Annotated in this window: 27 protein-coding genes and 3 pseudogenes; 8 read left to right on the top strand and 22 right to left on the bottom strand. The window is 46.5% G+C overall.

Annotated features, from left to right (window positions below):
• Positions 1 to 172 precede the first annotated feature (172 nt).
• The 6 genes from ACYQ2N_RS08210 to ACYQ2N_RS08235 form a co-directional block, all read right to left on the bottom strand.
• Positions 173 to 904 carry an N-acetylmuramoyl-L-alanine amidase gene (locus ACYQ2N_RS08210; protein WP_459998728.1) on the bottom strand — a complete coding sequence of 244 codons (732 nt, stop codon included), beginning with the start codon at positions 902 to 904 and terminating at the stop codon, positions 173 to 175.
• 80 nt (positions 905 to 984) lie between these two features.
• A complete protein-coding gene (locus tag ACYQ2N_RS08215; protein WP_459998730.1) occupies positions 985 to 4,230 on the bottom strand; it encodes a DEAD/DEAH box helicase in 3,246 nt (1,081 codons plus the stop codon).
• Positions 4,231 to 4,308: 78 nt separating this feature from the next.
• Positions 4,309 to 5,604 (bottom strand): aminotransferase class I/II-fold pyridoxal phosphate-dependent enzyme, encoded by a 1,296-nt coding sequence (locus ACYQ2N_RS08220; protein WP_459998731.1) that lies wholly within the window; start codon positions 5,602 to 5,604, stop codon positions 4,309 to 4,311.
• A 210-nt stretch (positions 5,605 to 5,814) separates the two neighbouring features.
• Positions 5,815 to 6,186, bottom strand: coding sequence for a hypothetical protein (locus ACYQ2N_RS08225; RefSeq protein ID WP_459998732.1), 372 nt, complete (start codon positions 6,184 to 6,186; stop codon positions 5,815 to 5,817).
• On the bottom strand, positions 6,161 to 6,850 hold the full coding sequence (locus tag ACYQ2N_RS08230) for a DEAD/DEAH box helicase (protein ID WP_459998733.1): 690 nt from the start codon (positions 6,848 to 6,850) through the stop codon (positions 6,161 to 6,163). The genes ACYQ2N_RS08225 and ACYQ2N_RS08230 overlap by 26 nt, the downstream gene beginning before the upstream one ends.
• A 10-nt stretch (positions 6,851 to 6,860) precedes the next feature.
• On the bottom strand, positions 6,861 to 7,151 hold the full coding sequence (locus ACYQ2N_RS08235) for a hypothetical protein (protein ID WP_459998734.1): 291 nt from the start codon (positions 7,149 to 7,151) through the stop codon (positions 6,861 to 6,863).
• A gap of 596 nt (positions 7,152 to 7,747) precedes the next feature.
• Here ACYQ2N_RS08235 and ACYQ2N_RS08240 point away from each other — a divergent pair.
• The 3 genes from ACYQ2N_RS08240 (at position 7,748) to ACYQ2N_RS08250 (ending at position 11,220) form a co-directional block, all read left to right on the top strand.
• Complete coding sequence (locus ACYQ2N_RS08240) at positions 7,748 to 9,229, top strand: B12-binding domain-containing radical SAM protein (RefSeq protein ID WP_459998735.1); 1,482 nt, start codon at positions 7,748 to 7,750, stop codon at positions 9,227 to 9,229.
• Positions 9,230 to 9,413: 184 nt separating this feature from the next.
• Positions 9,414 to 10,394 carry an ABC transporter ATP-binding protein gene (locus tag ACYQ2N_RS08245; RefSeq protein ID WP_459998737.1) on the top strand — a complete coding sequence of 327 codons (981 nt, stop codon included), beginning with the start codon at positions 9,414 to 9,416 and terminating at the stop codon, positions 10,392 to 10,394.
• A gap of 7 nt (positions 10,395 to 10,401) precedes the next feature.
• On the top strand, positions 10,402 to 11,220 hold the full coding sequence (locus tag ACYQ2N_RS08250) for an ABC transporter permease (protein ID WP_459998738.1): 819 nt from the start codon (positions 10,402 to 10,404) through the stop codon (positions 11,218 to 11,220).
• A gap of 30 nt (positions 11,221 to 11,250) precedes the next feature.
• Here the strand turns inward: ACYQ2N_RS08250 and ACYQ2N_RS08255 are convergent, their stop codons facing one another.
• The 3 genes from ACYQ2N_RS08255 to ACYQ2N_RS08265 form a co-directional block, all read right to left on the bottom strand.
• Positions 11,251 to 11,406, bottom strand: coding sequence for a DUF5131 family protein (locus ACYQ2N_RS08255; protein WP_459998739.1), 156 nt, complete (start codon positions 11,404 to 11,406; stop codon positions 11,251 to 11,253).
• Positions 11,396 to 11,536 carry a DUF5131 family protein gene (locus ACYQ2N_RS08260; RefSeq protein WP_459998740.1) on the bottom strand — a complete coding sequence of 47 codons (141 nt, stop codon included), beginning with the start codon at positions 11,534 to 11,536 and terminating at the stop codon, positions 11,396 to 11,398. The genes ACYQ2N_RS08255 and ACYQ2N_RS08260 overlap by 11 nt, the downstream gene beginning before the upstream one ends.
• A gap of 471 nt (positions 11,537 to 12,007) precedes the next feature.
• Complete coding sequence (locus ACYQ2N_RS08265) at positions 12,008 to 13,066, bottom strand: NAD(P)-dependent alcohol dehydrogenase (RefSeq protein WP_460000491.1); 1,059 nt, start codon at positions 13,064 to 13,066, stop codon at positions 12,008 to 12,010.
• Between the two features lie 218 nt (positions 13,067 to 13,284).
• On the opposite strand from ACYQ2N_RS08265, the gene hepT (ACYQ2N_RS08270) reads away from it, so the two are divergent.
• Positions 13,285 to 13,662: a type VII toxin-antitoxin system HepT family RNase toxin gene (hepT, locus tag ACYQ2N_RS08270; RefSeq protein WP_459998741.1), complete on the top strand. Its 378-nt coding sequence runs from the start codon at positions 13,285 to 13,287 to the stop codon at positions 13,660 to 13,662.
• On the opposite strand, the gene ACYQ2N_RS08275 is transcribed toward hepT (ACYQ2N_RS08270), so the two are convergent.
• A complete protein-coding gene (locus ACYQ2N_RS08275; RefSeq protein WP_459998743.1) occupies positions 13,659 to 13,844 on the bottom strand; it encodes an SEC-C metal-binding domain-containing protein in 186 nt (61 codons plus the stop codon). The genes hepT (ACYQ2N_RS08270) and ACYQ2N_RS08275 overlap by 4 nt on opposite strands.
• A gap of 305 nt (positions 13,845 to 14,149) precedes the next feature.
• On the opposite strand from ACYQ2N_RS08275, the gene ACYQ2N_RS08280 reads away from it, so the two are divergent.
• On the top strand, positions 14,150 to 14,272 hold the full coding sequence (locus tag ACYQ2N_RS08280) for a hypothetical protein (protein WP_459998744.1): 123 nt from the start codon (positions 14,150 to 14,152) through the stop codon (positions 14,270 to 14,272).
• A 16-nt stretch (positions 14,273 to 14,288) separates the two neighbouring features.
• The gene (locus tag ACYQ2N_RS08285) at positions 14,289 to 14,486 is read left to right on the top strand and encodes an ABC-2 transporter permease (RefSeq protein ID WP_459998746.1); all 198 of its coding nucleotides are present in this window, start codon (positions 14,289 to 14,291) and stop codon (positions 14,484 to 14,486) included.
• Here ACYQ2N_RS08285 and ACYQ2N_RS08290 read toward each other — a convergent pair.
• Positions 14,476 to 15,024, bottom strand: coding sequence for an SGNH/GDSL hydrolase family protein (locus ACYQ2N_RS08290; RefSeq protein WP_459998747.1), 549 nt, complete (start codon positions 15,022 to 15,024; stop codon positions 14,476 to 14,478). The genes ACYQ2N_RS08285 and ACYQ2N_RS08290 overlap by 11 nt on opposite strands.
• 111 nt (positions 15,025 to 15,135) lie before the next feature.
• On the opposite strand from ACYQ2N_RS08290, the gene mntA reads away from it, so the two are divergent.
• Both mntA and hepT (ACYQ2N_RS08300) read left to right on the top strand, forming a co-directional pair.
• Complete coding sequence (gene mntA / locus ACYQ2N_RS08295) at positions 15,136 to 15,597, top strand: type VII toxin-antitoxin system MntA family adenylyltransferase antitoxin (RefSeq protein WP_459998749.1); 462 nt, start codon at positions 15,136 to 15,138, stop codon at positions 15,595 to 15,597.
• Entirely contained in the window at positions 15,590 to 16,000 is a 411-nt protein-coding gene (gene hepT, locus ACYQ2N_RS08300) for a type VII toxin-antitoxin system HepT family RNase toxin (RefSeq protein WP_459998750.1), read from the top strand. Before mntA ends, hepT (ACYQ2N_RS08300) begins: the two co-directional genes overlap by 8 nt.
• Positions 16,001 to 16,102: 102 nt before the next feature.
• Here the strand turns inward: hepT (ACYQ2N_RS08300) and recQ are convergent.
• The 11 genes and pseudogenes from recQ to ACYQ2N_RS08355 form a co-directional block, all read right to left on the bottom strand.
• Positions 16,103 to 17,872: pseudogene (gene recQ / locus ACYQ2N_RS08305) on the bottom strand (DNA helicase RecQ); the annotation flags it as partial.
• Positions 17,873 to 18,084: 212 nt separating this feature from the next.
• On the bottom strand, positions 18,085 to 18,411 hold the full coding sequence (locus tag ACYQ2N_RS08310; protein WP_459998751.1) for a type II toxin-antitoxin system RelE/ParE family toxin: 327 nt from the start codon (positions 18,409 to 18,411) through the stop codon (positions 18,085 to 18,087).
• Positions 18,408 to 18,689: a type II toxin-antitoxin system Phd/YefM family antitoxin gene (locus ACYQ2N_RS08315; RefSeq protein WP_459998753.1), complete on the bottom strand. Its 282-nt coding sequence runs from the start codon at positions 18,687 to 18,689 to the stop codon at positions 18,408 to 18,410. The genes ACYQ2N_RS08310 and ACYQ2N_RS08315 overlap by 4 nt, the downstream gene beginning before the upstream one ends.
• Before the next feature lie 107 nt (positions 18,690 to 18,796).
• Entirely contained in the window at positions 18,797 to 19,468 is a 672-nt protein-coding gene (gene bshB2 / locus ACYQ2N_RS08320) for a bacillithiol biosynthesis deacetylase BshB2 (RefSeq protein WP_459998755.1), read from the bottom strand.
• Between the two features lie 63 nt (positions 19,469 to 19,531).
• Positions 19,532 to 19,882 (bottom strand): YojF family protein, encoded by a 351-nt coding sequence (locus ACYQ2N_RS08325; RefSeq protein WP_459998756.1) that lies wholly within the window; start codon positions 19,880 to 19,882, stop codon positions 19,532 to 19,534.
• A 38-nt stretch (positions 19,883 to 19,920) separates the two neighbouring features.
• Positions 19,921 to 21,779: pseudogene (locus tag ACYQ2N_RS08330) on the bottom strand (type IA DNA topoisomerase).
• 233 nt (positions 21,780 to 22,012) lie between these two features.
• Positions 22,013 to 22,384: a hypothetical protein gene (locus tag ACYQ2N_RS08335; RefSeq protein WP_459998757.1), complete on the bottom strand. Its 372-nt coding sequence runs from the start codon at positions 22,382 to 22,384 to the stop codon at positions 22,013 to 22,015.
• 209 nt (positions 22,385 to 22,593) lie between these two features.
• Positions 22,594 to 23,139 (bottom strand): annotated as a pseudogene (locus tag ACYQ2N_RS08340) (glycosyltransferase); the annotation flags it as partial.
• Positions 23,140 to 23,176: 37 nt separating this feature from the next.
• Entirely contained in the window at positions 23,177 to 24,166 is a 990-nt protein-coding gene (fabK, locus tag ACYQ2N_RS08345; RefSeq protein WP_459998759.1) for an enoyl-[acyl-carrier-protein] reductase FabK, read from the bottom strand.
• The gene (locus ACYQ2N_RS08350; protein WP_459998761.1) at positions 24,160 to 25,164 is read right to left on the bottom strand and encodes a beta-ketoacyl-ACP synthase III; all 1,005 of its coding nucleotides are present in this window, start codon (positions 25,162 to 25,164) and stop codon (positions 24,160 to 24,162) included. Before ACYQ2N_RS08350 ends, fabK begins: the two co-directional genes overlap by 7 nt.
• Positions 25,165 to 25,555: 391 nt before the next feature.
• Complete coding sequence (locus ACYQ2N_RS08355) at positions 25,556 to 26,053, bottom strand: HD domain-containing protein (protein WP_459998762.1); 498 nt, start codon at positions 26,051 to 26,053, stop codon at positions 25,556 to 25,558.
• Positions 26,054 to 26,064 lie beyond the last annotated feature (11 nt).

Below are 26,064 nucleotides of genomic sequence, written 5' to 3' on the forward strand. Positions count from 1 at the left end.
CCCTATTGATGACAGCTTCAAACAGTGTCTTTAAGCCTGAACTAAGAATGAGAAACCCCGTACCACTTTAACGGTGATACGGGGCTTTTTTCGCGGCTCTAACTATAACGTTTTTAGTGACATCGTAAATACACCTGATCTTATACTTACATTTCGACCTAACTTTATATGTTTACCTTTGTTTAACGCTCTGAGCCTTACTCAAATAAGTACACAACCCCTCATAAACCGCCATCCCTAATTTTTGCTGGTACCCGGGATCTTTCAACATTTCCTCTTCCGTCGGATTGGATAGGAAGCCCACCTCAACTGTAATCGCTGTCCTGTTGGCCTTTTTCAAGATAAATAAATCCTTATTCCCTTTAGCAACCCTTTTGCCGTTGATGGCTGAATTAAGACTTTGCTGCACGGCCTGGGCCAGATTTTTCCCTTCCGCAGAGTCCGCGAAGTAAAAAACCTGAGCTCCGCTGAGCTTTTCATTGGGAAAACTGTTGGCATGAATACTAAGGTAGACATCCGCCTGGGAGTCCATCGCCAGTTGCAAGCGCTGGGCCAAATCTTCCCGTTTGCGTTTGAGCAAGCCCTGAGAAGTCCCCAAATCCTGGTCTTCCTCGCGCACCATGATGGCCTTGCCGCCACCCTGCTCAATTAAGAGCTTGAGCCGCTTCGCTATGGCCAAAGTAATATCCTTCTCCAAAGTTTGGCTTTTTCCCACTGCGCCCGGGTCAACCCCGCCGTGCCCGGCGTCTATGACCACAACCTTGTCCCCTAACGTCCAGTTCCAAATTTTCGTGTCCTTGTTGCCTGCCTGCCACGCTACCCCTATGACGAAGACCGCCGCTAACAGCACTCCGAGATAGAGGAGATTCCTTCTCCCTCCTGCCTTCCATCTATATGTTTTCATGCCCATCCCCCTATTTTATGCTTTCGCTTTACCATATGGGCGGGAGCGATGGAATATGTCGTTAGACAAACTAGTCGCATCTACTTCATCTCAAAGATATCTCTCAACTCTGCTTCCGTTAACTTCGACAGCATCGTTTCACCCGGCTGAATCACAGCATCGATTAGTTCTTTCTTCTTCTCCTGCAGGGCATTTACTTTTTCTTCAATCGTTCCCTGCGTAATCAGCTTAATCACCTGAACCGCCTTTTTCTGGCCGATGCGGTGGGCGCGGTCAGTGGCCTGCTCCTCAACAGCGGGGTTCCACCACGGATCAAAGTGAATCACCATATCGGCACCGGTAAGATTTAAGCCGGTGCCGCCTGCTTTTAAGGAGATCAGGAACACCTTCCCTGCCCCGGCATTGAAGGCTTGCACCATGTCCGCACGTTCGGAGGCCTTGGTGGAGCCTCGCAGATAAAAGTACTCTATCTTTTCTGAGGCTAAATGTTGCTGGATAATATCAAGCATGGACGTAAACTGGGAAAAGACCAAAATCCTGTGGCCACCATCCAAGGCATCCGCCAGAATTTCCTCAAAAAGGATCATTTTGCCGCTCTCCCCGTCATACCCGTCTACGAACATCCCCGGATGAGAGCAGATTTGCCTGAGCCTGGTCAGGGCCGCCAGAATCTTGATCTGGCTTTTTTCAAATCCTGCAACCGCTAATTCCTTGGCTATGTTTTTGCGGGCCTCCTGCAAAAAAGCAAGGTAAATCTTTGTCTGCTCTTCGGTCATCTGGGCTTTTAATCTGGTTTCTATTTTTTCCGGAAGTTCCTTTAAGACATCTCTTTTCAAACGGCGCAAGATAAAGGGATTGACATGCCGGCTTAATTCGGCCAGGGGCCCGGCATCCTCTCCCTTAACAATGGGCGTTTCAAACTTTTTGTGAAACTCCTGGTGAGACAAAAGATACCCTGGCATGATGAAGTTAAATATGGACCACAGTTCGGATAGGGAGTTCTCGATCGGGGTTCCGGTCAGGGCAAAATACCCTTTGGCCTTGAGCTGCTGCACAGACTTGGCATTGATCGTGTGCGGATTCTTAATGTGCTGGGCCTCATCCAGGAAACAGTAGGAAAACTCAAGGTTCGCATAATAATCAATATCCCGCCGCAGCACAGGGTAAGAAGTCACCACCAAATCCCAATCCTTGCAGTCTGCCAACTGAGCCCGACGCACCCGGGGATTCCCTTCCACCACTAACACTTTCAATTCCGGCACAAACTTTTTGGCTTCCTCCTGCCAGTTATATACAAGCGAGGTCGGCGCTATAACCAGAGCGGGGCCGGATAGCGCAACCTTCTCCGCCAGGATAAAGGCCAAGACTTGCACTGTTTTACCCAGGCCCATATCGTCTGCCAAGATGCCGCCCAGACCATACGCAGCCAATGTTTTTAACCATTTGAAACCGGTCTTCTGATAATCCCTGAGCACCGTCTGCAGTTCCGGCGGAACATCATACTCCGCATCCTGAGGTTCGAGAATACTTTGCACTAAGTGTTTAAAGGCTTTGTTGCGCTGGATACCTGGCAGGTTAGCTTGGCGCAAAAAATTGTCAATATATAAAGCCCGGAATTTCGGGAGATTGAACACCTTCTTACTGAGATCCTCAGCTTTGAGATCCAGGTTGTCCACCAGTTTGGCGAAATTATCCAGTTCAGGCTGTTCTAAATTGAGAAAAGAGCCATCCCGCAGCCTGAAGTATTTTTTCTTAAGCCGCAGGGACTTAAAGATATCTCCTAATTCTCCCTGATCAATATCACTGTATTCAAAAGATACTTCCAAAAGGTCCAAGTTCTCATCTAAGCGAACCCGGCCGGAAAAGGAAGTTGAAGTCCGGATTGTGAGCTTAAACTCATCGGAATAATATATTTCAGCCAAGTCCTGCAGTTGGGAGAGGTAGGTCATGATAAATTCAAATATTTTTTCGTCATCGTCCAGATGAATTTGACCCTGGGTCACGCTGAATTCTGCCTGTTCCAGGATATTTAGAACCTTCCTCTCTTGTTCAACAGCGCGAATAAGAATAGTATCTTCTGCAGCCTGGCTGCTGCCTGCCTCTGCGGTGGAAGCAAAAGGATTAATCACCGTTTCCCCATAGTGAAACTCCACGCGGACAATGATTCCATTGTTTGCTGAGCGATCAAAGTAAATTTTGGGCATCAAGCTTTCCCGGCTGAATTTGGCAGCGAGCTTCGGTTCAATCACGACTTTACCCATTTTTTCAATCAGGGGTAGAGCCTCTGAGACAAAGAACTCCTTCTTCTCCGCCGGCAAGACGATATCGTTGGTTAATCCTTGCTGGTAAGCCTTGAGCATAGAGGGTAAACTCTGTTTTTGGGCCGGAGACGCCAGGTAGATCTTCTGCCTATACATAAAATAACTGCCGTCCGCAGTAAGCTGGATCGGTAATTCATCTGTTTCCAGCACCAACGCCAAATCCTGAGCTTCAGCGCGCAAAGAAAATTTCAGTGGCAATCCTTCCCGGCTAATTCTGGTTGCCTGGCGCGAACCGGTGTGTATCCCCACATAGAATTCTTTGTCTCTAACAGAATCTAAAAACTTCTTCAGAAAAGGCCCCGTTAAGCGCAAGAATTTCTGGTTAAAAAGGCTTGCACCATAATAGAAGCTTCTCATGTCTGCAAGAGCCTCATGCTGTTCAAACATTTCCCCGAGCATGGCAATTACCGGACGGTCTTCCTCTTTGAAGGTATGTCTCAGGGGTTCAAACGTAAACTGTTTGCCGAATTCCAGCGACTGTTCCTCTTGTATACATTTTAGAAGTTTCCCGATGTCCTTGACCACATACAGACGCTGCCGCCCCACTTTTAGCTGCAAATCCCCCACAATCCTTGCATGTGAGTGCAGGATATCCAGTTCCAGATCGAGGTTTATCTCTTCTTGGGGATATTCCTGGCGCTGGCCGGCAAAAAAGGCTAGTAACTCTTTAGCAGAGCGTTGTTTGATCTCGCGTTTTACCTTCACTGGGTCCAGGCGTTGCTGAAGGGTTTTGAGCACGGCTACAATATGCTTGCACGCTCCAGGGTAAGTGCTGTAAGCCGGGCAGGTGCACTGATACTGGCTAATTGAGCTATGTTCATTAAAATATACCTCTACGCGGTAGTTGTACGTCCCCATGACCATGGCGCTAGCCGCACCGATCGCGGGCTCAAAAACCAAATTAGTTACTCTGTTAGCCATGTAATAAGCAACGCCATGACTATATACATCTTTATTGGTGGCAATGGCAATGATCTCATTGTTTTTAACGTCTAATAGCGGCATAAGGCTGCTCCTTTAATGCTCCTTAACTTGGGCTCGCAAGGCTTGGCTGGACTTGCTAAACTTGCTAGACTTCCCGGCTCACTGAGCTTCTAAATCCTTGACCCCTCTGTAAATAAGTTCAAACAGCTCGGCCAGATCCTTTTCCTCGACACAGGAAAAGGCAATACGCACATCACTTTCCCCGAGTGATATGACTCCTACTCCATATTGTTCAAGCAAGTGCTGCCGTAGCTTTTCCGCATTCACTCGCTTAAGCTTCAAGCACATAAAATAGCCGGAATTAAAGGGATAGTACTCCCACACATCAATATACTTGCCATTTTTAAGCACATTCTTTACTTTAAGGGCGCGCCTTTTCAGAACTTCATACTTCGCTTGCTTTTGTGCCGGAAAATCAGGAGCTTGCAAGGCCTGTAAAATAAAGGTCTGGGACGGATGCGTCACACTGGAAACCACGCCGCGAATAATCCCTAAAGCTTTGTTTTCTAACGCATTAAGCACCGCGGTATTATCAGACGCAAAGGTGATAAACCCGACCCGAAAACCCCACACATACTCTTCTTTGGTCGCTCCATCGACTTTGACTGCTAATACCCGTGGATGAATGTTGGCTAGTCTGCCAAATAATGATTCCGTAATCGAGTCCTCATAGAATAAGCCGAAGTAAGCATCATCCGTAACGGCAACCACATTGAGCCCCTGGTCTGCAACTTCCTTCACTGCAGTCACAATCTCCGCCGCTTCCTCTTCCGTAGGCGTGTAGCCGGTCGGATTATTCGGGAAATTGAGCAGCAGGATTGCCTTGACCTGCTGCTTTTGGGAAAGCAGGGCTTCTTTCATGCCACTCACATTAAATTTACCCTGGTCTGTGAAAAAGGGATAGGTTACTGTTTTAGCCCCCCGGCGCACGCCGAAGATGAGATTATAGTTGCCCCAGAGCTTATCCGGCAAAATCAAAGCATCGTTGGAGTCTATAAACATGTCCGCAACAATACTCAACCCATGTGTCAGGGCATTGGTGACAATGGGGTTGCTGAAAGTTTTCCCCTTGAGCGAGGGATTTTCTTCAAGCATTTTCTCCCGCCAAACTTTTCTCAGCTCCGCTTTCCCGGCTGGGGGAGCATAAGGGTAAATATCTTGCGGCTTGTATGCTGCTAAGGTTTCCTGTAGAAGCGGTAAATACAGGGGCTCGTCCTCTTCCGTCGCGATGCCGATGGTCGCATTAAAGCGGTAGGCCTTCTGTTTCGCTTCCGCAGATTGCGTCAGGATGCCCTTGGGAAAGTATAAACTTTTCCCTAAATCGGATAACATGTCATAGACGTGGGGGTTTGCGGATTGAAGCTCATTATTTAGTTGCTGTGCAATCGGATTCATTTATTCAGCCCTCCACCTTTCAGTATGTAGTTCATCTAATGGCTGATCGCCATAAATATTTCAAGTACCCTTTATAAGAAGCAACTATATAAGAATCCACTCTTTAGTTTACCACAAAAAGCTTATTTAGGTGTTTACTTTTCTGCATTAAAAACAATTACAAAACTCCATGGATTAAACCTCCATGGAGTTTTTATGAATCTAAGCGCGCTACCGCAAATTATGGGAATTCACCAATTCCATAGCGGTTAAAAAGTTAATAGCCTTTTCCACATTTTCCTCCGAAATATCCCAGTTGAAACCTTTAGCTTTCTGAACAACTTCATGCCTTGTTGTCGCTTTGGATTCACTCTTCAAAATAAAGTGCGACTTAGCTGCAATCGAGAGTTCCATATAATCCAAATTCCCGGCTGATTTTAATTGGTCTAAATAACGGTTTATTTCCTTAACAATCTCTGGATTTTCTTTCCGTATCAGCTCAACGATAGTACGTCCATCATCCGTAAGTTCATAGACAAAACGCTTCATTTCAAAGCCGTTTTTATTAAAACCATAGTCAGCTCCGGGGCATGTCCCCGTCACCCTGATAATATCCCCGCACAAAAGTGGTCAGACGGCGGTATAAAGCTATTTCCGGATCCGAGAGTTTAATTTCGACCACTTCCGCGCTGCGCCGACCGGCAATGGCCCCGGTTTCACTGTGATGCGCCTCATCCACAATCACCAAGTCATAGGAAACTCCCAGCACTTGTTCCCGTTTACTGTCCCGTTTGGCAGTGTTAATCGAGGCAATAATGCGGGGAAATACTTCCCAGGGATTAGGGTAAGCCTTAAATTCAGGACTGTCATAGACCACAAAATCCAAATTGAATTTGGACTGCATTTCTTCCCGCCACTGCTCGACCAGGGAAGGAGGGGCAAGCACCAACACCCGGCGCACCAACCCGCGCAGAATATATTCCAACGCAATCAGACCGGCCTCGATAGTCTTGCCCATACCCACCTCGTCACACAGCAGAGCCCGTCCACGCAAATTGGTGAGGGCATGCCGCACCGTATGCAGTTGATAATCGAGCGGCTGAATTTGGCGCACCGCAGGCAAGGAGAGCAGTGTCTCAAACCCGGGGCTCAAGGACAGGTGGAGGGCTTGTCGGCGCAAATACAGATCCGATGCTGGTGACGCCCCCAACTTTTTGATGGCTGCCAGAACCGCCGCGTCTTCCTCCGCAAAAAAATTAATCCGCACCGGGGAAGCCTCAAAAGTAACCGACGCAGTGGGCCGTGACGGAAGGGGTGAAGATGGTGCAGGAACTCTCGCGGTTGTGCGCTTCGGCGGCCGGTTTGACGGTTATAACCGCCGGGGTTTTTGTCGTACCCCTGGCATTGACCATGGCCATCAGGGTGTTGCCATACTCATCTGACAAAGTGACAATCCGGCGGGCGAAAGGCCTAAAAAGTTCAGCCAAAGGCCCCTCCAGACTGAGCGTATTCGATACCCTCAACTCAGGTGACAACTCAAAAATAATCTTGTTCTGGACACCCTTCATCAGATTGATCCAACCTTCCATCTGACATCATTACGATTCCCTTGCTTTTATTCTGTCACGCATTCAGCAAATTGACAACTATAACAATTGCGGGCAATCTTGCGGAAAACCTTCGCCTCTCCTTTAAGCACCGGCACGACTTTAGGTTCGAGTTTTATTTAGCGGGTACTCCCCTGCGCTCAAACGCAAATAGTTTTCCGAGATTAGATAGATCGGCCGAAAATCATGGCCCCATTGGGAAATACAATGGACTTCATCAATTCTTGCAAATCCTGCCAAAATTCTTCACTATAGAAATGACTTGATAGAAATGACTTGTATAAAATTTCCGACAACTTCCGGCTAAATGGAATATTTTTACTCTATCTTTATTCGATTCTATCACAGAGCGCGGACATAGTTTTGCGTTCGAACGGAACAATCACATCATTGCCTCCGGTGCTTCATCAAAAGACTGGGAAATTACAAATACAAGAATTAAAATGAAAAACCAAGTGGGATAAAAAAGGTATAATGGTATAATAAGAATACTAAGGGAATATCAAGAGAGAATATCAAAAAGCAACCCCTATTCTATTTTAGGAAAGGTGATCCCGATGAAAATTCTTTTAGTCTATCCCAAAAATCCCATTACCTATTGGGGCTTTCAGCATGCTCTGAAGTTTGTGTTCAAGAAAGCCGGTTATCCGCCCCTTGGCCTGTTGACCGTTGCAGCCATGCTTCCCGCACATTATGAAAAAAGACTGATCGATATGAATGTGACAAAGTTAAAGGATCAAGATATCTTATGGGCTGATTTCGTATATATCAGCGCCATGGTTGTCCAGAAAGAATCCGCCAGGGAAGTGATTGACCGTTGTAAGCGTTTGGGGATAAAGACGGTCGCCGGTGGACCCCTCTTTACTTCCGAACCTGAGGAATTCGATGATGTGGATCATCTTGTACTGAATGAAGGGGAATTGACCTTGCCTGCTTTTCTCAGCGATATTGAGCGAGCGGCAGCAGCACACCTTTACACGTCTCCGGAATGGGCTGATTTGCGGAAAACCCCTGTGCCATTGTGGAATCTCATTAACCTAAAAAAGTATGCAACCATGAACATTCAATACTCCCGCGGCTGTCCCTTTGATTGCGATTTTTGCAACATTACTTCCTTGTATGGACACACACCAAGGACAAAGGATACTTCCCAATTGCTTGAGGAATTGAACGCTCTTTATAATTCAGGTTGGAGAGAAGGAGTCTTTTTTGTCGATGATAATTTTATCGGTAATAAAAGAAAATTGATCGCAGAAATATTACCCGCGCTGATTGATTGGATGACAGAAAAGAAATATCCTTTTGCCTTTCTGACGGAAACATCCATCAACCTTGCGGACGATGAACAATTGATGCGCTTGATGGTAAAAGCTGGTTTCGATACCGTATTTATCGGCATCGAAACACCGAATGAGGATAGCTTGACTGAATGCAACAAGATGCAGAACAAGAACCGCGATTTGATCGCGTGCGTAAAAAAAATCCAAAAGTTCGGGCTACAGGTACAAGGGGGATTTATCGTAGGATTTGATAACGATAACGCAACCATTTTTGATCGTTTGATCAGCTTTATCCAGGAGAGCGGTATCGTCACAGCCATGGTTGGGTTATTGAATGCACCCAAAGGGACGAAACTGTATCGGCGCTTAGCCGGAGAAGGCCGACTGATGGAAGATTTCTCCGGGAATAATACAAACTTTACCATGAACTTTATTCCCAAAATGGACAGAGAAATACTGGTCAAAGGCTATCAAAGGATCGTGGATACCATTTATTCACCCAAAACATATTATGAGCGTGTGCTGACCTTTCTCAAGGAATACACCCCTGAAAAGCCTCCGATGGTGCATCTGAATGTTCGCTACATCATGGCCTTCTTCAGAACCGTCATCCGTTTAGGCATCATCGGTAAGGAAAGACGTTATTACTGGAAACTGATCTTCTGGTCTTTATTTAAGTCTCCCAAGAATTTTCCCTTGGCCGTCACCTTCTCCATCTATGGATTCCATTTCAGAAAAGTATTCGAAAGAACTTCTTAGGATTCTTTCATAGAAGTACAGCCCTAATTTGGCAGCCCTCTCCAGCAAAGACGGCGGGATCAGATCCGCGTGGATAATGATATGCCGACATCGTTACCCATAAAAGAAATAAGCCTAGAAATCAATGACAGTTTGGTACTCCGCGTGCTATGATCAAGGCATACTACCAAAAGGAGTCTGAATAATGTTGATTGACGACGCGATCAAAGCCTGGAAATTAACCAAACGCTATGGCAGCTTTACCGCAGTCAATGAGATCGATTTCTCCGTCCACCTGGGAGAATGTTTCGGGCTGTTAGGCCCTAATGGAGCAGGCAAAACATCCACAGTTAAAATGATATACGGCTTTTCCCCGGTTACCTCAGGCAAGCTATATGTCTTAGGAGAAGACATCATGGTTAATCCCCGTGAGGTGAAAGCCCACCTGGGAGTCGTGGCCCAGGAGGATAACCTGGACCCCGAACTGACCGTCCGGGAAAACCTGCTTGTGTATGCTACCTATTTCCGCTCGAGCCGGGAAGCAGCCCGCACACGGGCTGATGAGATACTCTCCTTCATGGGCCTGGAGGACAAAGCGAATGACGTGGTAGAAAACCTTTCCGGCGGGCTCAAGCGGCGCTTGACCATCGGCCGCGCTTTAATTAATCAGCCGGAACTGCTCATCCTGGACGAGCCTACCACCGGGCTGGATCCTTATGCCCGCCGCCTCGTCTGGCAGCGCTTGCGCCAGCTGAAGGAGAGCGGAACGACCATGCTGCTAACTACCCATTACTTAGAAGAAGCCAGCCAACTCTGTGACCGGCTTCTCATTTTACACCACGGAGAAATCCTCGAACAAGGTTCTCCTGCCGAACTAGTGCAAAAACATGTCGGCCGCGAAGCCTTGGAATTGGGACTTTCCCAGGAAGCAAAAATTCCCAAGGATTTAGTGGATACTTTCCTTAAGTGGGGAGGGCCTTTGGTTAAATCTCATCAAGTTTTGGGTAATGATCTTATAATCTTCACCCAACAAGGGGAATTTTTGTCCGCAAAAGTTAAAAAGCAGGCTGCCGCCGCCAAGATTCCTTTGGCTTTCCAGCGCCTGCGCCCCACGACCCTCGAAGATGTCTATCTCAAATTAACCGGTGAGTTCCTGGATGCAGCAGAGGGTGAGGAAAGGGAGTAGAGATATAATGCCCAACACGCGTCTTAGCAAGCTGTCCCTGCTTCATGGAATCAGCGAAAAACCTGATCTATCCTGGCCCCTTGTTTATAGGGTGTTTCTCCGCAACCTTAAGGTATTTAGGAAGACTTGGGTGGCCACGATCATGTTCAACTTCGTGGAGCCCCTGCTCTATCTCTGGGCGATGGGCTTTGGGCTCGGGGTCTATGTGACCCAAATCCAAGGCTTGTCCTATCTGGACTTCCTCGCTCCCGGTTTGATTGCCTCCTCAGCCATGTTTGCCACTACTTATGAAATGACTTATGGCAGCTTTACCCGCATGGGCCATCAGAAAGTGTTTCACGGCATGGTCGCAACACCCATGAGCATGGACGACGTTTTAATGGGTGAAATTTTGTACGGAACCTTCAAAGGGATACTTTACGGCTTTGTTTTTTTCATAGTTGTTGCCTTATTCGGTATCGTCAAATCTCCATGGGCACTCCTTGCCGTTATCCCTCTCTTTTTTATGGCAGCCGTCTTCTCGATCCTTTCCCTGATTTGGACCGCAATCGCCCCGAATTATGACTCCTTCGGCTATTTCTTTACCCTCTTTATTTCCCCGATGTTTCTGTTTGCCGGGATCTTCTTCCCGATCGACAACCTTCCACCGGCTATTCAATTTCTGCCCGCACTTACCCCGCTCTATCACGCCGTTGAAGTCATCCGACCGCTGGTTCTGGGTAAGCTTTATTGGGGCATGCTCATCCATTTGGTGTGGCTGATTGCTTTTACCTTAGTCACTGTCCGCTTGCCGCTGGTGATGGTGAGGAATAAGCTCATAAAGTAAGCATCAACCAGCTTTGATGAATGCATTCAATTATTTCGCACCAATTTCAGGCATGGCATCCCAAGTCTGCCCGAGCAGGATTCGCCCGTTTTTCTTTTTGTTTGTTCCACCCCACTGTTTAAAATAGAACATCACATTTTGACGATGGCATTCTTCTTTCAAGGAAAGAACCCCTTCAGGTTCCATCTTTCTTGCCCCCCGGTCCACTTTCTCCACCTACGATTGCCCAATCAATTCCGGATAAATCCGGATAACTTACCTTATCGATTAATGGTTCAAACGAGATAAAGCGAACCCTTGCATCAACTTGTCTCAAAATGTCTATCCAATACTTGAGTTTGGGCTATGGCGGCTAACGAACTCCATTTTAAATTCATGGCGTAGGGATCAAGGAAGATCACACCTCGCCAATAATTCCTATACCAGTCGTAGGAATTAATCGTTGCCAAGAGTTCATTACAATCACCTATTATAAATTCTGCATTTATAGTAGGATTTTTTGCCTAATATTCTTAGCTAATATCTCTATGTATTCACTTGATGCCCGCTTTTGCTTTAAGATCGTCGCCGGGAATTCCTCTGACTTCAGTCAGATCAGCCATGATGTATGCAGCAGGAATACGTCAGTGTATACACCCAGCAATAGGTTAGTCCCCCATACAATGATGGAGCGTGCTCCAAGTCCCGGAACCCGCGAAAATACTGGACATTACCCTTAAAAAGGGGAATTCCAAAAAGTTCTTAGTACTTTTTGGAATTCCCCTATAAAACATTCCTATAAAAATCCTTAATAAATGATAAGTGGCTTAATTACTCCATCTTCCTTTGTTTTCATTAGATTAAATGCTTTTTCTAATTCGCTAAACGAGAATTTATGAGTAGTTAACGGAGTTGGATCGATTTTCCCTGTCTCAATCAGTCTAAGCAAACGACCTAGGCGTTCCTTTCCGCCTGGGCACAATCCTGTCTTAATAGTTTTACCACCCATTCCTACACCCCAGGCTAACCGTGGAATCATAACATAATCACCCTTAGAATGGTAACCTGCATTGGAAATGGTACCACCAGGTCGAGTAGCCTTTACGCATGACTCAAAAATTACCTGAGAGCCTACTGCATCTATTGCAGAATCTACACCTTCCCCGCCAGTTAACCGTAAAATCTCCTCTACAGGGTCTACTTCTGTAAAGTCAACAATAATATCAGCCCCAAATTGTTTGGCCATTTCTTGACGTTTTGGTACAGACTCTACAGCAATAATTAAACCTGCACCAAGCAATCGTGCTCCTGCTGTTGCCATCAGGCCAACAGGTCCTTGTCCGAAAATTGCTATAGTGCCACCTAGTGGAATATCAGCATTTTCTGCGGCCATAAAACCAGTTGACATCATATCTACAGTATAGACAGCTGCTTCGTCGTTAACAGAATCAGGTATAATTGCTAAATTAGCTTCTGCATCATTTACATGGACATATTCAGCAAATATACCGTCCTTAACATTTGCATATTTCCATCCACCCAACATTTCTGTGCACTGGGAAGTAAAACCTCTTAAGCAATTTTCACATTTAAAACAAGGTGTTATAGCTCCAACAGCTACCCGATCTCCTTCTTTTACGCTCTTTACTTCGCTACCTACCTTATAGACAATACCTACAACTTCGTGACCAAGGGTGAGATTCTCCCTCTCACCGATTGCACCTTCTAAAGTATGAATATCGGAGGTGCAAACTAAACCCACTGTTGGTTTAATGATAGCATCGTTCGGACCTAAATCCGGGATTGGTTTTTCCATCCAGCCTACTTCATCAATGCGCTTCATAACAAATACATTCATTGTTTTCATCACCGAATCTACCTCCGTTTTTAAATTTTACCTACAAAACATTCTATTGTTTCAATTATCGTTTTTATTTTCACCCCTCTCAAATTAGTTTAATTTTTAATTTCTTTATGCACCTATACTAACCAGAATCTATTAAAATCATTTAACCCAAGTGATAAAAAAATAATACAAAATCTATTATGTAAATAGAAGGTAAAAACAAAATCGAACAAAGACTGGTGAAACTTGAGCAAGCGGTGCGCAAGCTAAAGGAAATCACTTTACATTCATGGGAACAATACAGCAATAATGAAGCACTAAGAGACAGGGCCGAACGCAACCTACAGGTCGCGGCTCAAGCTTGTATTGACATCGCCAACCACATTATTGCTGACAAAGGGTATCGTACTCCTCAAGGGTATGCTGAGAGTTTCGTGGTATTGGCCGAGGAAGAACTTATTCCCAAGGAACTGGCTAACAAAATGAAAATGATTGCCGGGTTCAGAAATATCCTTGTCCATGATTACCTGGAAATTGATCATAAGATTGTCTACTCAAGTATAAACTACCTTGACGACTTCAGACAATTTGCGTCATATGTACATAAATTGCTTTAATGCGAAAGGCTAAAGAGACATTTCTCACCCATCGCTTCTCCCGCAGCATTTTTTGGTTTCTTGCCGCTGCCACAGGGGCACGGATAATTGCGACCGATTTTTGGGCTCACGGCATGCACCTTGGCTTGTTTTGGCTTAGAGACGCGGATCCGTGCCATTGTCGTTTTATTTTCATCACGCATCTTTTGTTCCGCCAAGAAATCTTTCCGCTTAAGGCAGTCTTTCTTTTTTCTACAAATGAGGACCAAAGAAAAAAGGGGGTTATCGCCAATATAACCTCTCATAGATGCAGTCCCAAAATGTGTCTATTCTCGAACAAGTAAATTGGAGCTAGTTAGTCACTCTTAAATGCACAAATTAGCAAGTTCGTCAAAAGTCATTTTTAATATTTCCCCCAGTACTTGCTAAATTATCAAGCAATTCTTTTCGAAAATGCACATCCTTCATCGCTACACTTTCAGTGGTTTCCAATTTAGAACAAGACATCATGGCTAAACCGCGGGGGGTGAAAGCGCGCCTAGGGGTCGTAGCGCAAGAGGATAATCTTATGGCAGCTTTACCCGCATGGGCCATCAGAAAGTATTTCACGGCATGGTCGCAACACCCGTGAGCATGGACGACTTTTAATGGGTGAAATTCTCCCGCCGGCTATTCAATTTCTCCCCGCGCTTACTCCGCTCTATCACGCCGTTGAAGTCATCCGTCCGCTCGTCCTGGGCAAGGTTTACTGGGGCATGCTCATCCATTTGGTGTGGCTGATTGCTTTTACCTTAGTCACCATCCGCTTACCGCTGGTAATGGTGAGGAATAAGCTCATAAAATGAGCATCCCCGCCAAGCTGTGCACAGCCGTTTCCCCCATCAATTTATACCCCTCAAGACTGGGGTGTACCTCATCAACGAAAAGCCTATCAGCTTGCCCTTCGTTAATCGCCGCCAGGAACGGACTGTAAAAATCGATATAGGGAATCCCTTCTCGACCTGCATAATCTTTGAGCCAATTTCGGTATTGCATGAGGTACTTTTCTTCTGCCGGCAAGAGAGATGGGGTGGGCAGCCCAAGCATGGGACTAATCCCGTGCTGGCGGCTCATTTCCACCATCGCTTCGAAGTTTGCGCTGACCTCGGCCAGAGGATAGCCGGCAGCGGCATCATTAGCTCCTCCGAGAATGATAACATGGGTCGGGGTGTAAGCAAGCACATCCAGCTCAAACCGTTTACGCATGCCGCGTGTCAGATCCCCGCATATCCCATGATTCAGTATCTCGAGCTTTAGTTCCCGGGCTAGATATTCCACCCAGGATTCGTGCTTGCTATACGGGTACCCTTCGGTAATCGAATCTCCAACCGCAACAAGTTTCATGCCCTTTGCTCGTCCTTCCATTACACTGCTCAAGCGCTTAATGAAGGAATTAACTGGGAAAAACAAGTAGAATGAGGTATAATAAATTTAGAGTTTTGCGGGGGTGTTTTTATGTCTCAGAACATTATCTTTTCAAAAGCAGAATTAAGAGCGCGACTCCAAAGTTTTATAGAACTCATCAAGCATAGAGACAGCATAGTTGCCTTATACCTTTTCGGTTCGTATGCCGCCGATCGACCAACGCCCTTAAGCGATATTGACCTGGCTGTCTTGTTTGAAAAATCTGTTGATCGGGAATTGTACCTGCCAGAACGGTTGCGGTTATTAGGAGAACTGTCAATAATTCTAGGCACGGACAGAGTTGAACTGATCGTGCTGAATGAGGCACCTCCTAGTCTAGGATACCGGGTGATAAGAGACGGAAAATTATTATTTGCCGGAAATAATTCGGACAGTCAGATAGTAAATTTCAAAGTTAAAATACTTGACCGGTATTTCGATTATCAAACGGCACAGAGGATATTTTCCGAAGGTCTGGCCAGACGCATACAGGAGGGTGGTTTTGGTGGTTGATAAAGATAAAATCGAACAAAGGCTGGTAAAACTTGAGCAGGCGATGCGCAAGCTAAAAGAAATTGCATTACAATCTTGGGAACAATACAACAATAGTGAAGCGCTAAGAGACAGGGCGGAACGCAACCTACAGGTCGCGGCTCAAGCCTGTATTGATATAGCCAACCACATTATTGCTGACAGAGGTTATCGTACTCCTCAGGGATATGCCGAAAGTTTTTCAGTTTTGGCCGAGGAAGGAATCATTACCGACAGACTGGCTGACAAGATGAAAATGGTTGCCGGGTTCCGAAATATCCTTGTCCATGACTACCTGGAAATTGATAATAAGATTGTATATTCAAGTTTAAACCACCTAGACGATTTCAAGCAATTTGCATCAAATGTATATAAATTGCTTTAGTATTAAAACATAGTTCTCTTGTATACAGTCAGGCACCCAGAGGGATTAGGGGTTACTTACCCTCACTGATATTTTATGTCAGACCCCGTAAGTTTCCTGCCCCTCCACAAACGCACAAATTTCAGTCAGGAACTCCGGGCCATACTTCTCAAGTTTTCTTTCCCCCACGCCGTTGATCCGCAGGAGCGCCGTGCGCTCAGTCGGACAGAACTCCGCCATCTCCCGCAGGGTATTATCTGCAAAGATCATGTACGGCGGCAGCTTTTCCCGCGCTGCGATGGCACGGCGCAAACCGCGCAAGCGTTCAAACAAGCTCTGCGGATCGGTATTCTTCTTCTCTATTTTGCGGAGAACCTTTCGAAAAACTTGAGCCTCCCCTTTCAGGACAGGCACAACTTTGGGTTCCAGTTTAACCAGCGGGTACTCCCCTGTACTCAAGCGCAAATAGTTTTCTGTGATTAAATAGTTCATACAGTCTTTAATTTCCTGAACCGGCATCTGATTCATTAAGCCGTAAGTGGAGAGCCGGTCGAACTTTAGGTCGAGGACTTTTTTATTGCGCGAACCTTTTAACACTTCTGCAACCAAATTCATCCCAAAACGCTCACGCATACGGTAGATACAGGAAAAGATCTTTTGCGCCTCAATCGTGAAATCCACTGTTTCGCGGTCATCCTTGCAGTTCCCGCAGTTGCCACATTCTTGAGGCACATCATTTTCCCCGAAGTACTCCAGGATCGTTTTGCGCAAACACCGGGTTGTATGGCAGTAATCCACCATCTCCTGCATTTTCTTCAGTTCACTCAGCTTGCGTTCTGGGTGCAAGGTGGTTTGTTCAATCATGTGCCTTTGCAACACGACATCCTGGGGAGAATACACAAGGATACATTCTGCCGGCTCTCCGTCCCGGCCCGCCCGTCCGGCTTCTTGATAATACGCTTCCATGGTTTTAGGCATGTTATAGTGAAGCACGTAGCGCACATTGGACTTGTCAATCCCCATACCAAAGGCATTCGTCGCCACAATCACATTCACCCGATCATGCAGGAAATCCTCTTGGCTCTTTTGCCGCTCCAAGTCATTCATTCCGGCATGGTACTTACCCGCTTTAATTCCTTTCCCGGCCAAAAATGCCTGCAGCGTATCCACCTCTTTGCGGGTGGCTGCGTAAACAATTCCGCATTGCTCCGGATGCGCTTGCACGTATTGAAGAAGAAACACTTTTTTGTTCTCCCCGCGCAAGGTAGAAAACGTCAGATTCGGTCGGTCAAAACCGGTGACGAATATCTTCGGACGTTGTAACCGCAGAAGGCGCACGATATCCTGTTTGACCTCTGCGGTCGCCGTAGCGGTAAAAGCACCGACCAAAGGCCGCTGTGGGAGTCCCTGCAAAAACGGCCCCAAGCGCAGATAGCTCGGTCGAAAATCATGGCCCCATTGAGAAACACAGTGGGCCTCGTCAATGGCCACAAACGAGATTTGCAGCAACTCTAGCAAGGAGGCAAAGCTCTCCGTCTCCAGGCGTTCCGGAGCTATGTACAACAGCTTATATTCCCCGAGACGGGCCTTCTCGATCCGATTCCGGGTTTCCCTGAGCGTCAGGGAACTATTAATAAAAGTCGCCGGAACTCCATACTGCTCAAGCGCGTCGACCTGATCTTTCATAAGAGAAATTAGAGGCGAAATAACAAGGGTGACCCCTTCGAACAAAAGCGCCGGAATCTGATAGGACAAAGACTTCCCTGCTCCGGTCGGCATAATGGCTAAAGTATCAGATCCCTGAAGCAAACTCGCGATGACTTTTTCCTGGCCCTCCCGCAAGTGAGAGTATCCGAAATATTTCTGTAAAACCCGGAGGGCTTTGTCCATCATGGCGTTCAATTCCTTTCCTTACCTTCCCTGTTTAGCAACTTGCCTATATCTATCGTCCTAAGGATCTTTGTTACTACATTATCCCACACTAGCTTCACTTACAGCATGAGTATATAAATTCTGCATGAATGCCCAAACTCCTTGATTTGTTTTTGAATTTCGGCGCAAATAAAACAACCGTTCCCAAGTTAATTGGAAGCGGTTGTAGGTAATCAAATGAACCTGTCAAGCAATATGTCCTCCACATTTCTTCTTCCATCAATTACTGCAAGCACCCATACTTTATTTGCTTCAGTCTTATAAATAATTCGCCAAGACGGGCTAATTAATTCCCGGTAGATTATTATACTAAAAAATCCTAATTCCGGAACAATTCTTCCCTGTAGCGGCAATAGCCGTAAGTTATCGGCTTTTTCTTTAATAGCCAGATAGACTCTTCTTGCTTGAATTTCACTGTCAAGGGCAATATATTCAATTATTTTCTTTAAATCCTGCTGGGCAGTTTGTGTCCAGAAGACCTGATATACCTCTATAGTCATGGTGTAATAGCGTCAAAGTCACGATCTAAGTCTGAAAAAAAGTCTTCCTGTGACATAACTTTTCCATCGACTATATCACGTTCGCCTTGGGCCATTAGTTTTAACAAACCGATGGCCTTCTTCATTTTTTCGTAGGATTCAGTATCCACCAGAACCGCCTTAGCCTCACCGTTTTGAGTCACATAGACGGGTCTGTGGGTCTCGTTCACTTGCTCCAGAATCTCAGCCGCATTGGCTTTAATATATGAAATAGGTCTAATATCTTCTTTAATATTCATCGCATGATCACCACCGGTACAAATATAGTACTAAATTAAGACCGGTTTGTCAATAAAGAAGCCTTACTTCAGGTGGAATTTAAACTCCATCTGAAGTTTAGTCGCACTTAATTAAAACGATAGGTCCAGAAAGACTCTTGCTCGAGAAAGCGAGAAATTGAGCTTTTCGATGTCCCTTCTTTGAATTGAACATCCTCCAAGTGACCAAACATCAGTTGTGACTGTGACCTATGTGCCCGAATTGCTGCCAGCTTCATATCTACCACGGCAGAGATATCGTTGTTGATATCCGGCGGACCAATTACATCCTGACACATGCGTGCAAAAGCATGTGCGTAAACCACAGGGCGTTCGTCAGCGGAAAGACCAGAAATAGCCCGGATAGTCACTTCCCCAAGTGCATTGTGATCCGGGTGTACCGCATATCCGGGATAGTGGGTAAGTACCAGCGAAGGCCTAACCTCGCGGATTATTTGTTCCAGCCTGCTAGTAAGTGCTTCAGGTTCCTCAAACTCGATCATTTTATCCCGCAGACCGAGTTTAATCACATGTTTGATGCCAAGAACCTGACAAGCTTTTTCCAGCTCTGCTTCCCTAACGTGAGGCAGCGACTCTCGGGTGGCGAAAAATGGTTTCCCCATGTTGCGTCCCATTTGGCCCAGGGTGGCGCAAACATAAGTAACCGGTATACCCGATTTAGTGAATAGGGCTATGGTCCCTCCACAGCCAAATGTTTCATCATCTGGATGAGGAAAAACTACCAGAACATGTTGTGCCAAGGATCTTTTACCTCCTGCGTTTATCCAACTTTTATATCTAAGAAATTAGCCCTCTAAGACTGGTTACAGCTCAAACGGATTCAGACTAAGTTCCAACGCTACAGCCAATCGTCCCTCTTCATCATGACCGGCCAGTAATAGCCGTCCTTCTTGGTCCACCTCAAAGTCAGTTAACCCTTCGGCATAAACCCAGCCGAGTTCCATCTTGAGGCCGACTCGATACGGGCGGTCGCCCGTGATAACCCCTCTCCCAAAACGGATCCGACTATTGCGAATATATGCTCCGACGGCCATTTTACTTTCCTGGCGATGGACGGCATAAGCCCCGTTAGTTGTCTCCAGATGGAGGTATACTTCACGGTTAAGAAAACCGTCCAGCACAGCTTGTACAGTCACCTTATCAATTGGGTTCATGAACTTATCACCACCTCGACGAATACATTGTCAACTTGTTATGTTTTGGCAAACTCAAATTTCAGGGTCCCGTTCTCTCGGTCTTCCCAGGTCAGATAAGCTGCGAATGATTTGCCGTTTTTAGATTTGAAACCTTTAATCAAGGGTGTTTTACCTCTTTTTAACAGGCTTTTCATCTGGCTCGGAGTTAGCACTTTGCCACAGATGGTATTTTTCCATACCACAAAGCGACAACCAGCCCGCCAATTGGCACATCCATACCCTTTCTTCCCTTCGATCACCATCCCCCCGCAGCTGGGGCAGGCGCCTAGATCGATGTTCGATGTTCGAGGCACGAGATTCGACTGCGAGGATTCTTTCGGGCCTCGTTGTGCTTTGGAGGTATCGGAAGGCGCATGGGCCAGAGGTGATTTTCCGTGAGCTCGTTCGAACGAACGCAGTTCCTCAATCATGTGGTCTATGGCCTCTGCGACAGTCAGCATGAATTTTTCTAAAGCCAATTCTCCTTTTTCCACTCTGGCCAGATCAAACTCCATTTGTCCGGTCATTTCGGCGCTAATCAGAAGCCTGGAATAAGGAAGCCGTTCCCGGATCAGCCGGATAAGCTCACTTCCCTTCTCCGTCGGCCTTAATACTTTTTGTTCCTGTACAATATAGCCTCGCTGTAACAGGTTTTCCAAGATGGCGGGTCGGGTAGCCACGGTACCCAAGCCTTTCCCTTTTAATTGTTGGCGCAGTATCTCATCGTCGATCTGCTTGCCGGCAGTTTCCATGGCCTTGAGCAAATCTCCCTGTGTAAAGCGTTTAGGTGGTTTGGTCGCCTTTTCTTCGACAATGACCCGGTTCGTCTGCACATCCTCCCCGAATTGTAAGGGCGGGAGGGCTGTGTTCTCACCATCAGCCTGCTCACTATCTTTTGAAGAACGTTCCTCATCTTCTTCAGATCCGTAAGCCCTCTTCCAGCCTGCGCTAAGCATCACCTTACCTTTGGTGCGAAATAGTTCGCTTACCACTTCGGTTATCACTTCGGTCTGCTGGTAACGGGCAGCCGGAAACCAGATCGCCAAGAACCTGCGCACGATTAAATCAAACAGTTTTCGCTCCCCATCGGTGAGCCGCTCGATGCTAATTTTCTCTGTCGTCGGGATAATAGCATGGTGGGCAGAAATCGTATTGATTATCCTCTTGCCCTTAGGTACACCTAAACGACCCGCTTCTTCCGCCAGATAAAGATATGGCCCTTGGCATACAGCCTGCAAGTGAGCAGGCAGTTTCGGAACCAGATCGGCCGGTAGATAGGGGCAATCTGTCCGTGGGTAGGTAATGGCCTTTTTCTCATACAAAGACTGGGCTAGCTGGAGCACCTGCTCGGCGCTAAAACTATAACGCTTAGAGGCGGCTACCGTCAGACTGGTGAGGTCAAATAAAAGCGGCGGCGGTTCCGATACTTCCTTTTGCTCTAGCTTAACGACGTGGTCAGTGAAGAAACCCACAATCGCGATAATGGTTTCTGACAGCGAACGGAGTCCCACACCTCTTGAAAAAGCAATTGTCCTTCCCGATCGGCATCTGTACCGCAAATCACCTGCTCAATCTCCTTCGACTTCAGCCACTGTTGAATGACATTATACTGTTTGCGTGCTTCGGATTTCACCGCCCTGCGGAATTCCTGTAAGCCAGGCAATACCGGCAACCGCTTGAGACTCCAGCGTCGGCCAACCCGTTCGAGATCCATATACACTTCCGGACGCTCCAGTTCCAAAAGGTGACCGAAGCACCAGGTGATCACATACTTTTCATTCTCCAGATACCCGTCCCTTTTACCCAGCACACTGAGGGTCCGTGCATATTCCCGGGCTTGTGCCGGCTTTTCGGCGATAATCAGTGTTCTTCCCATGCCAGACCCCTCTTCCTTCTACTTAGCCCTCCCAGTTATCATACCCAGTCAAATTCGAACTGTCTCTTCTTCTTGAGTTCTTCTTCAAGCGGGTCAATATGGTAGGAACCCCGCTCAATCTTCGAGGTCGTTCATTAATGGAAATTGCTTATATCATGACACAATTCGGCAATTGAGTAGGTATTTCCTCCTTATACTTGTCAAAGCTCCCCCGGGTTCAACCAGAAACCTCCTTAATTAAAAATAATAAAGCATCCCAACGACAAAAGTTTTCGCACCAATCTCCGGCATCTCATCCCAAGTCTGCCCCAGCAGAATTCGTCCGGCTTTCTTTTTATTGGTTCATAAGTCTTTCCGCTCTTTTCGTCAATACCTAAAAGGTATGCCATGATGCCTGGCTCTCTGACGATGGTATCCCCATCATCGATATAATCAAAAATCTCGCGCAAAATTCTGGTAAGATATTCTGCCAGAATTTTAGAAGACTCAGCCGAATCCAGCGGCTGAGTCTCTTTTATGACAAGCTCCTGATCAATTCTATTAAGGTTTTCAGTAATAATCCCATTAATGATTTGCTCATATAGCCCATAGATGATTCCCGACATGCTCCACCTCTAACCAATGACCTCTTCAGCTTTTCCACCAGTGGAATATCGGCAGGGGCAAAGTCATATAAATCCAACTCATTGTGATTAGCCCAAACGATTAGGCAATAGTTTCAGAAACCGCATTATCATGGATTCTCTGAGACCGTTGAATATCCCAGGTGCCGGTGATGAGTCACCAGAATAGTGTCTTAGAGTACAGAAAGCAAGATTATTTTTTCCAATTCTTCTTCACTCTTTGCAACCCGGCCTGCCCCAATGCCTTCCAGATAGATTGCGTTTTCCTCTTCCTGTCCAGGTATCGGCCTGAAAATAACCAAGGGCACCCGTTTCGTCAACGCCTCAGAAACCGTTAAGCCACCTGCTTTCGTAATAATAATGTCCGCAGCACTCATCAATTCCTCAACATTTTGTACAAATCCAAAACGCGCAACTGGGTTTTGTAACGCCTGAATGAATTTCACAAATTCACTGCGCCCCAAACCGTTCAAAAATCGTTGGAGTACGGAATCTGGAGGAATCTTTGACGTACGGTAGTAAAATTTCCCCCATAGTTTCGGCGTATGTTTAATGAGCTCAATGTAGGTGTTCTTAACAACAGTGTTGAAGGTCTTACTGAGAAATGCCCCAAAATCCAAATGCGTAATTTTAACGTTTGGGTCCTTGGCACGTAACGCCTCGATAACCGCTTCAGCCGCTCGCACATGCCCGGCCCCAGACGTCGCCGAAAAAATCAGCACACTCATTTGCTCCACGTACAAACCTCCTCGTTTCAAACTGGGCTCTCGGCATTCACCGAGTTAGAAGGGACAAGGGTTTCTCCCGAATTCCGGAGAGGCTATTAAACCGTGCAGAAAGACGCTCAAATTCCCGTTCCGCGCATTGCATGATATCCTGAATAATGCATGCTGCGGGTTCAATACGTTTAACCGCTCCGACGATTTGACCAGCCATGATTGAACCGTTCTCAATATCCCCCTCCACCATGGCTAATCGTAATTTCCCTACACCCAGTTTCTCGAGTTCCTCAGCTGGCATCCCTTCCCGTTCATGTTGATCAATTTCACGGGTAAAGTGATTATCCAAACAACGAACCGGGTGACCCGTTGAACGTCCTGTCACTACAGTAGCACGATCTTTCGCTTTAATAATCTTATCCTTGATAAGCTGGGAAATGGTACATTCTTCTGCGCACATGAAGCGTGTCCCCATTTGTATCCCTTCGGCTCCGAGGGCTAAAGCTGCCACCAGGCCTCGGCCATCCACGACCCCTCCGGCAGCAATGACCGGGATTTTAACGGCATCGACCACTTGGAGAACTAGTGGGAAAGTTCCAATGTCCCCGATATGCCCGCCGGACTCCATTCCTTCGGCAATGAGTGCATCAACCCCAGCCTTTTCCAGCCGTCTGGCCAACGCGACAGAGGCCACCACTGGAATCACCTTCGTTCCAACTTTTTTAAGCATGGGCACGTATTTCCCAGGATTCCCTGCCCCCGTCGTAATCACCGGGACACGTTCCTCCAAAATCACCTGCATGACTTCATCCACAAACGGGGACATCAACATGACGTTAACCCCGAAAGGCTTTTTCGTGATCGCTTTCACTTTACGAATTTCCTGACGCAACCAGTCCGCAGGAGCCTGTCCTGAACCAATGATACCTAACCCGCCGCTTTCCGAGACCGCAGCGGCCAGTTCTCCGGTCGAAACCCAAGCCATTCCGCCTTGGAAAATTGGGTATTCAATCCCGATGAGGTCACAAATCTTTGTTTTTAGCATTCCTGCGTCCCTCTCTTTGCCCATTTCAAAACAGTCGCGCCCCACGTTAGACCGGCCCCAAAGCCTACCATGACTAACACATCCCCATAGGCTACTCTCCCCGCCTTTACGGCTTCATCCATAGCCACAGGAATAGAAGCCGCAGACATGTTACCATAGCGGTCTAAATTTACGACTACCCTGTCCGGAGAAATTCTCAGACGTTTTACGGCAGCATCTATGATCCGAATATTAGCCTGATGGGGAACTAAAAGATCAACGTCTTCTTTACCTAAGCCCGCACGTTCCAAAGCCCGCAAGGCCGCCTCGCCCATAATCCTTACGGCAAACTTGTAAGTCTCGCTACCCGACATATGAATTGTATGCATTTTTTGTTCTAAGGTCTCCGCTGTCGGTGGATTTTTGGAACCGCCGGCTGGTACAAGCAATAACTTCCCCCCCGAACCGTCAGCCCCCAACTCAAAACTCAAAAAGCCGTAGCCATCTTCAACCGGTTGAAGAATTGCGGCTCCAGCGCCATCGCCAAATAGGATACAAGTCGCTCGATCCTCCCAATTAAGCAATTTACTAAGAGTCTCCGCTCCGATAACTAAAGCTGTGCGGTACATACCCGTAGCAATAAATTGACTGGCAGTAGTCACCCCATAGAGAAACCCACTACACCCAGCTTCCAAATCAAAAGCCGCCGCCTTTTTAGCCCCTAAACGATCAGCTACTAAACAAGCAGTTGCCGGAAAAATATAGTCTGGAGTAACTGTTGTTACGATCACGAGATCCAACTCTTCAGGAGTTATCCCTGCATCGGCCATTGCCCGCAAAGCAGCTAGATAACAAAGTTCTGATACCGGCGTATCTTTCTTTACTATATGACGTTCCTTGATCCCCGTACGGCTGATAATCCATTCATTATTGGTATCGACCCTCTTTTCCAAATCCACATTGGTTAAGACATCTTCCGGAACATAAGAACCGGTTCCGACGATTCCGACTTGGCGCATTGTGTAAAACCTCTTTCCGCTATTTTTCTCCCAGCTACTCAACAGCTTGGTAATATCTCATTTTTGTCTAGCATCTACCCACGTTATAGCTAACGAATTGACCTAGATAAATAATGGTTTAAAGTAGAAAAATCACGGATTCTTCTACTTTAAACTGTCCTAGCGTAGCGTATATTTCTGCTGAAATGTTGGCGGGCTCCCCAGTTTAGCGAAACAAGGCCAGAATAAAGCCAACCGCTTTGCTCCAAAAAGACTCATGCTTTTTAGTTGGAGCAGAGGAAAGTGGCTCATTTGCATTTGCATTTGTCTTCACTGAACAGTCCCCAAATCAGCCTTTTTAAAGATGCAACAATACACTTTGGCACAAAAGACCCAAAAACAAAATACTATTTTAGCCAACACGCGGCATAATCTCGCTATCCGGTAATTTAAGGTCGGATTGATGCTTAATTTTAAACCAGAACTCTTCAACAGTTGCTACTTTATCCATAAAACAAACCAAGAATCCTTCCCGGCTGCGGGGCCACCGGGGAGTTAACGGCCACATGTGGTAGAGGATGATGTCTTGTTCTTTCTTGGAAAGACAAAAACACCGATCAGCATTTTGACACGCGATACGGGGATGACGAAAGCCGTGCCAGTGCTTGCCATCGGGGCGTGGCAAATGCCAGTCATAGAGGTAGAAATCATGGAGAAGCGCTCCCCGTGTAGCACTTCGGCTATCGAAAGAAGGTATGACCTTCCGTAATCGCTCTGAGTAAGTAAAGGTTAACCAAGCTACATGGAGTGAGTGATCGAAAACAGTGAATGGTTTATGATGGGGAAACTGAGCTAACTGCTTGAATTCGGGATGTTCTAGAATATCTTGCACTAACTCTTGAAAAATCAAAGGGCTCACCT

This window comes from Paradesulfitobacterium aromaticivorans, assembly GCF_054657415.1.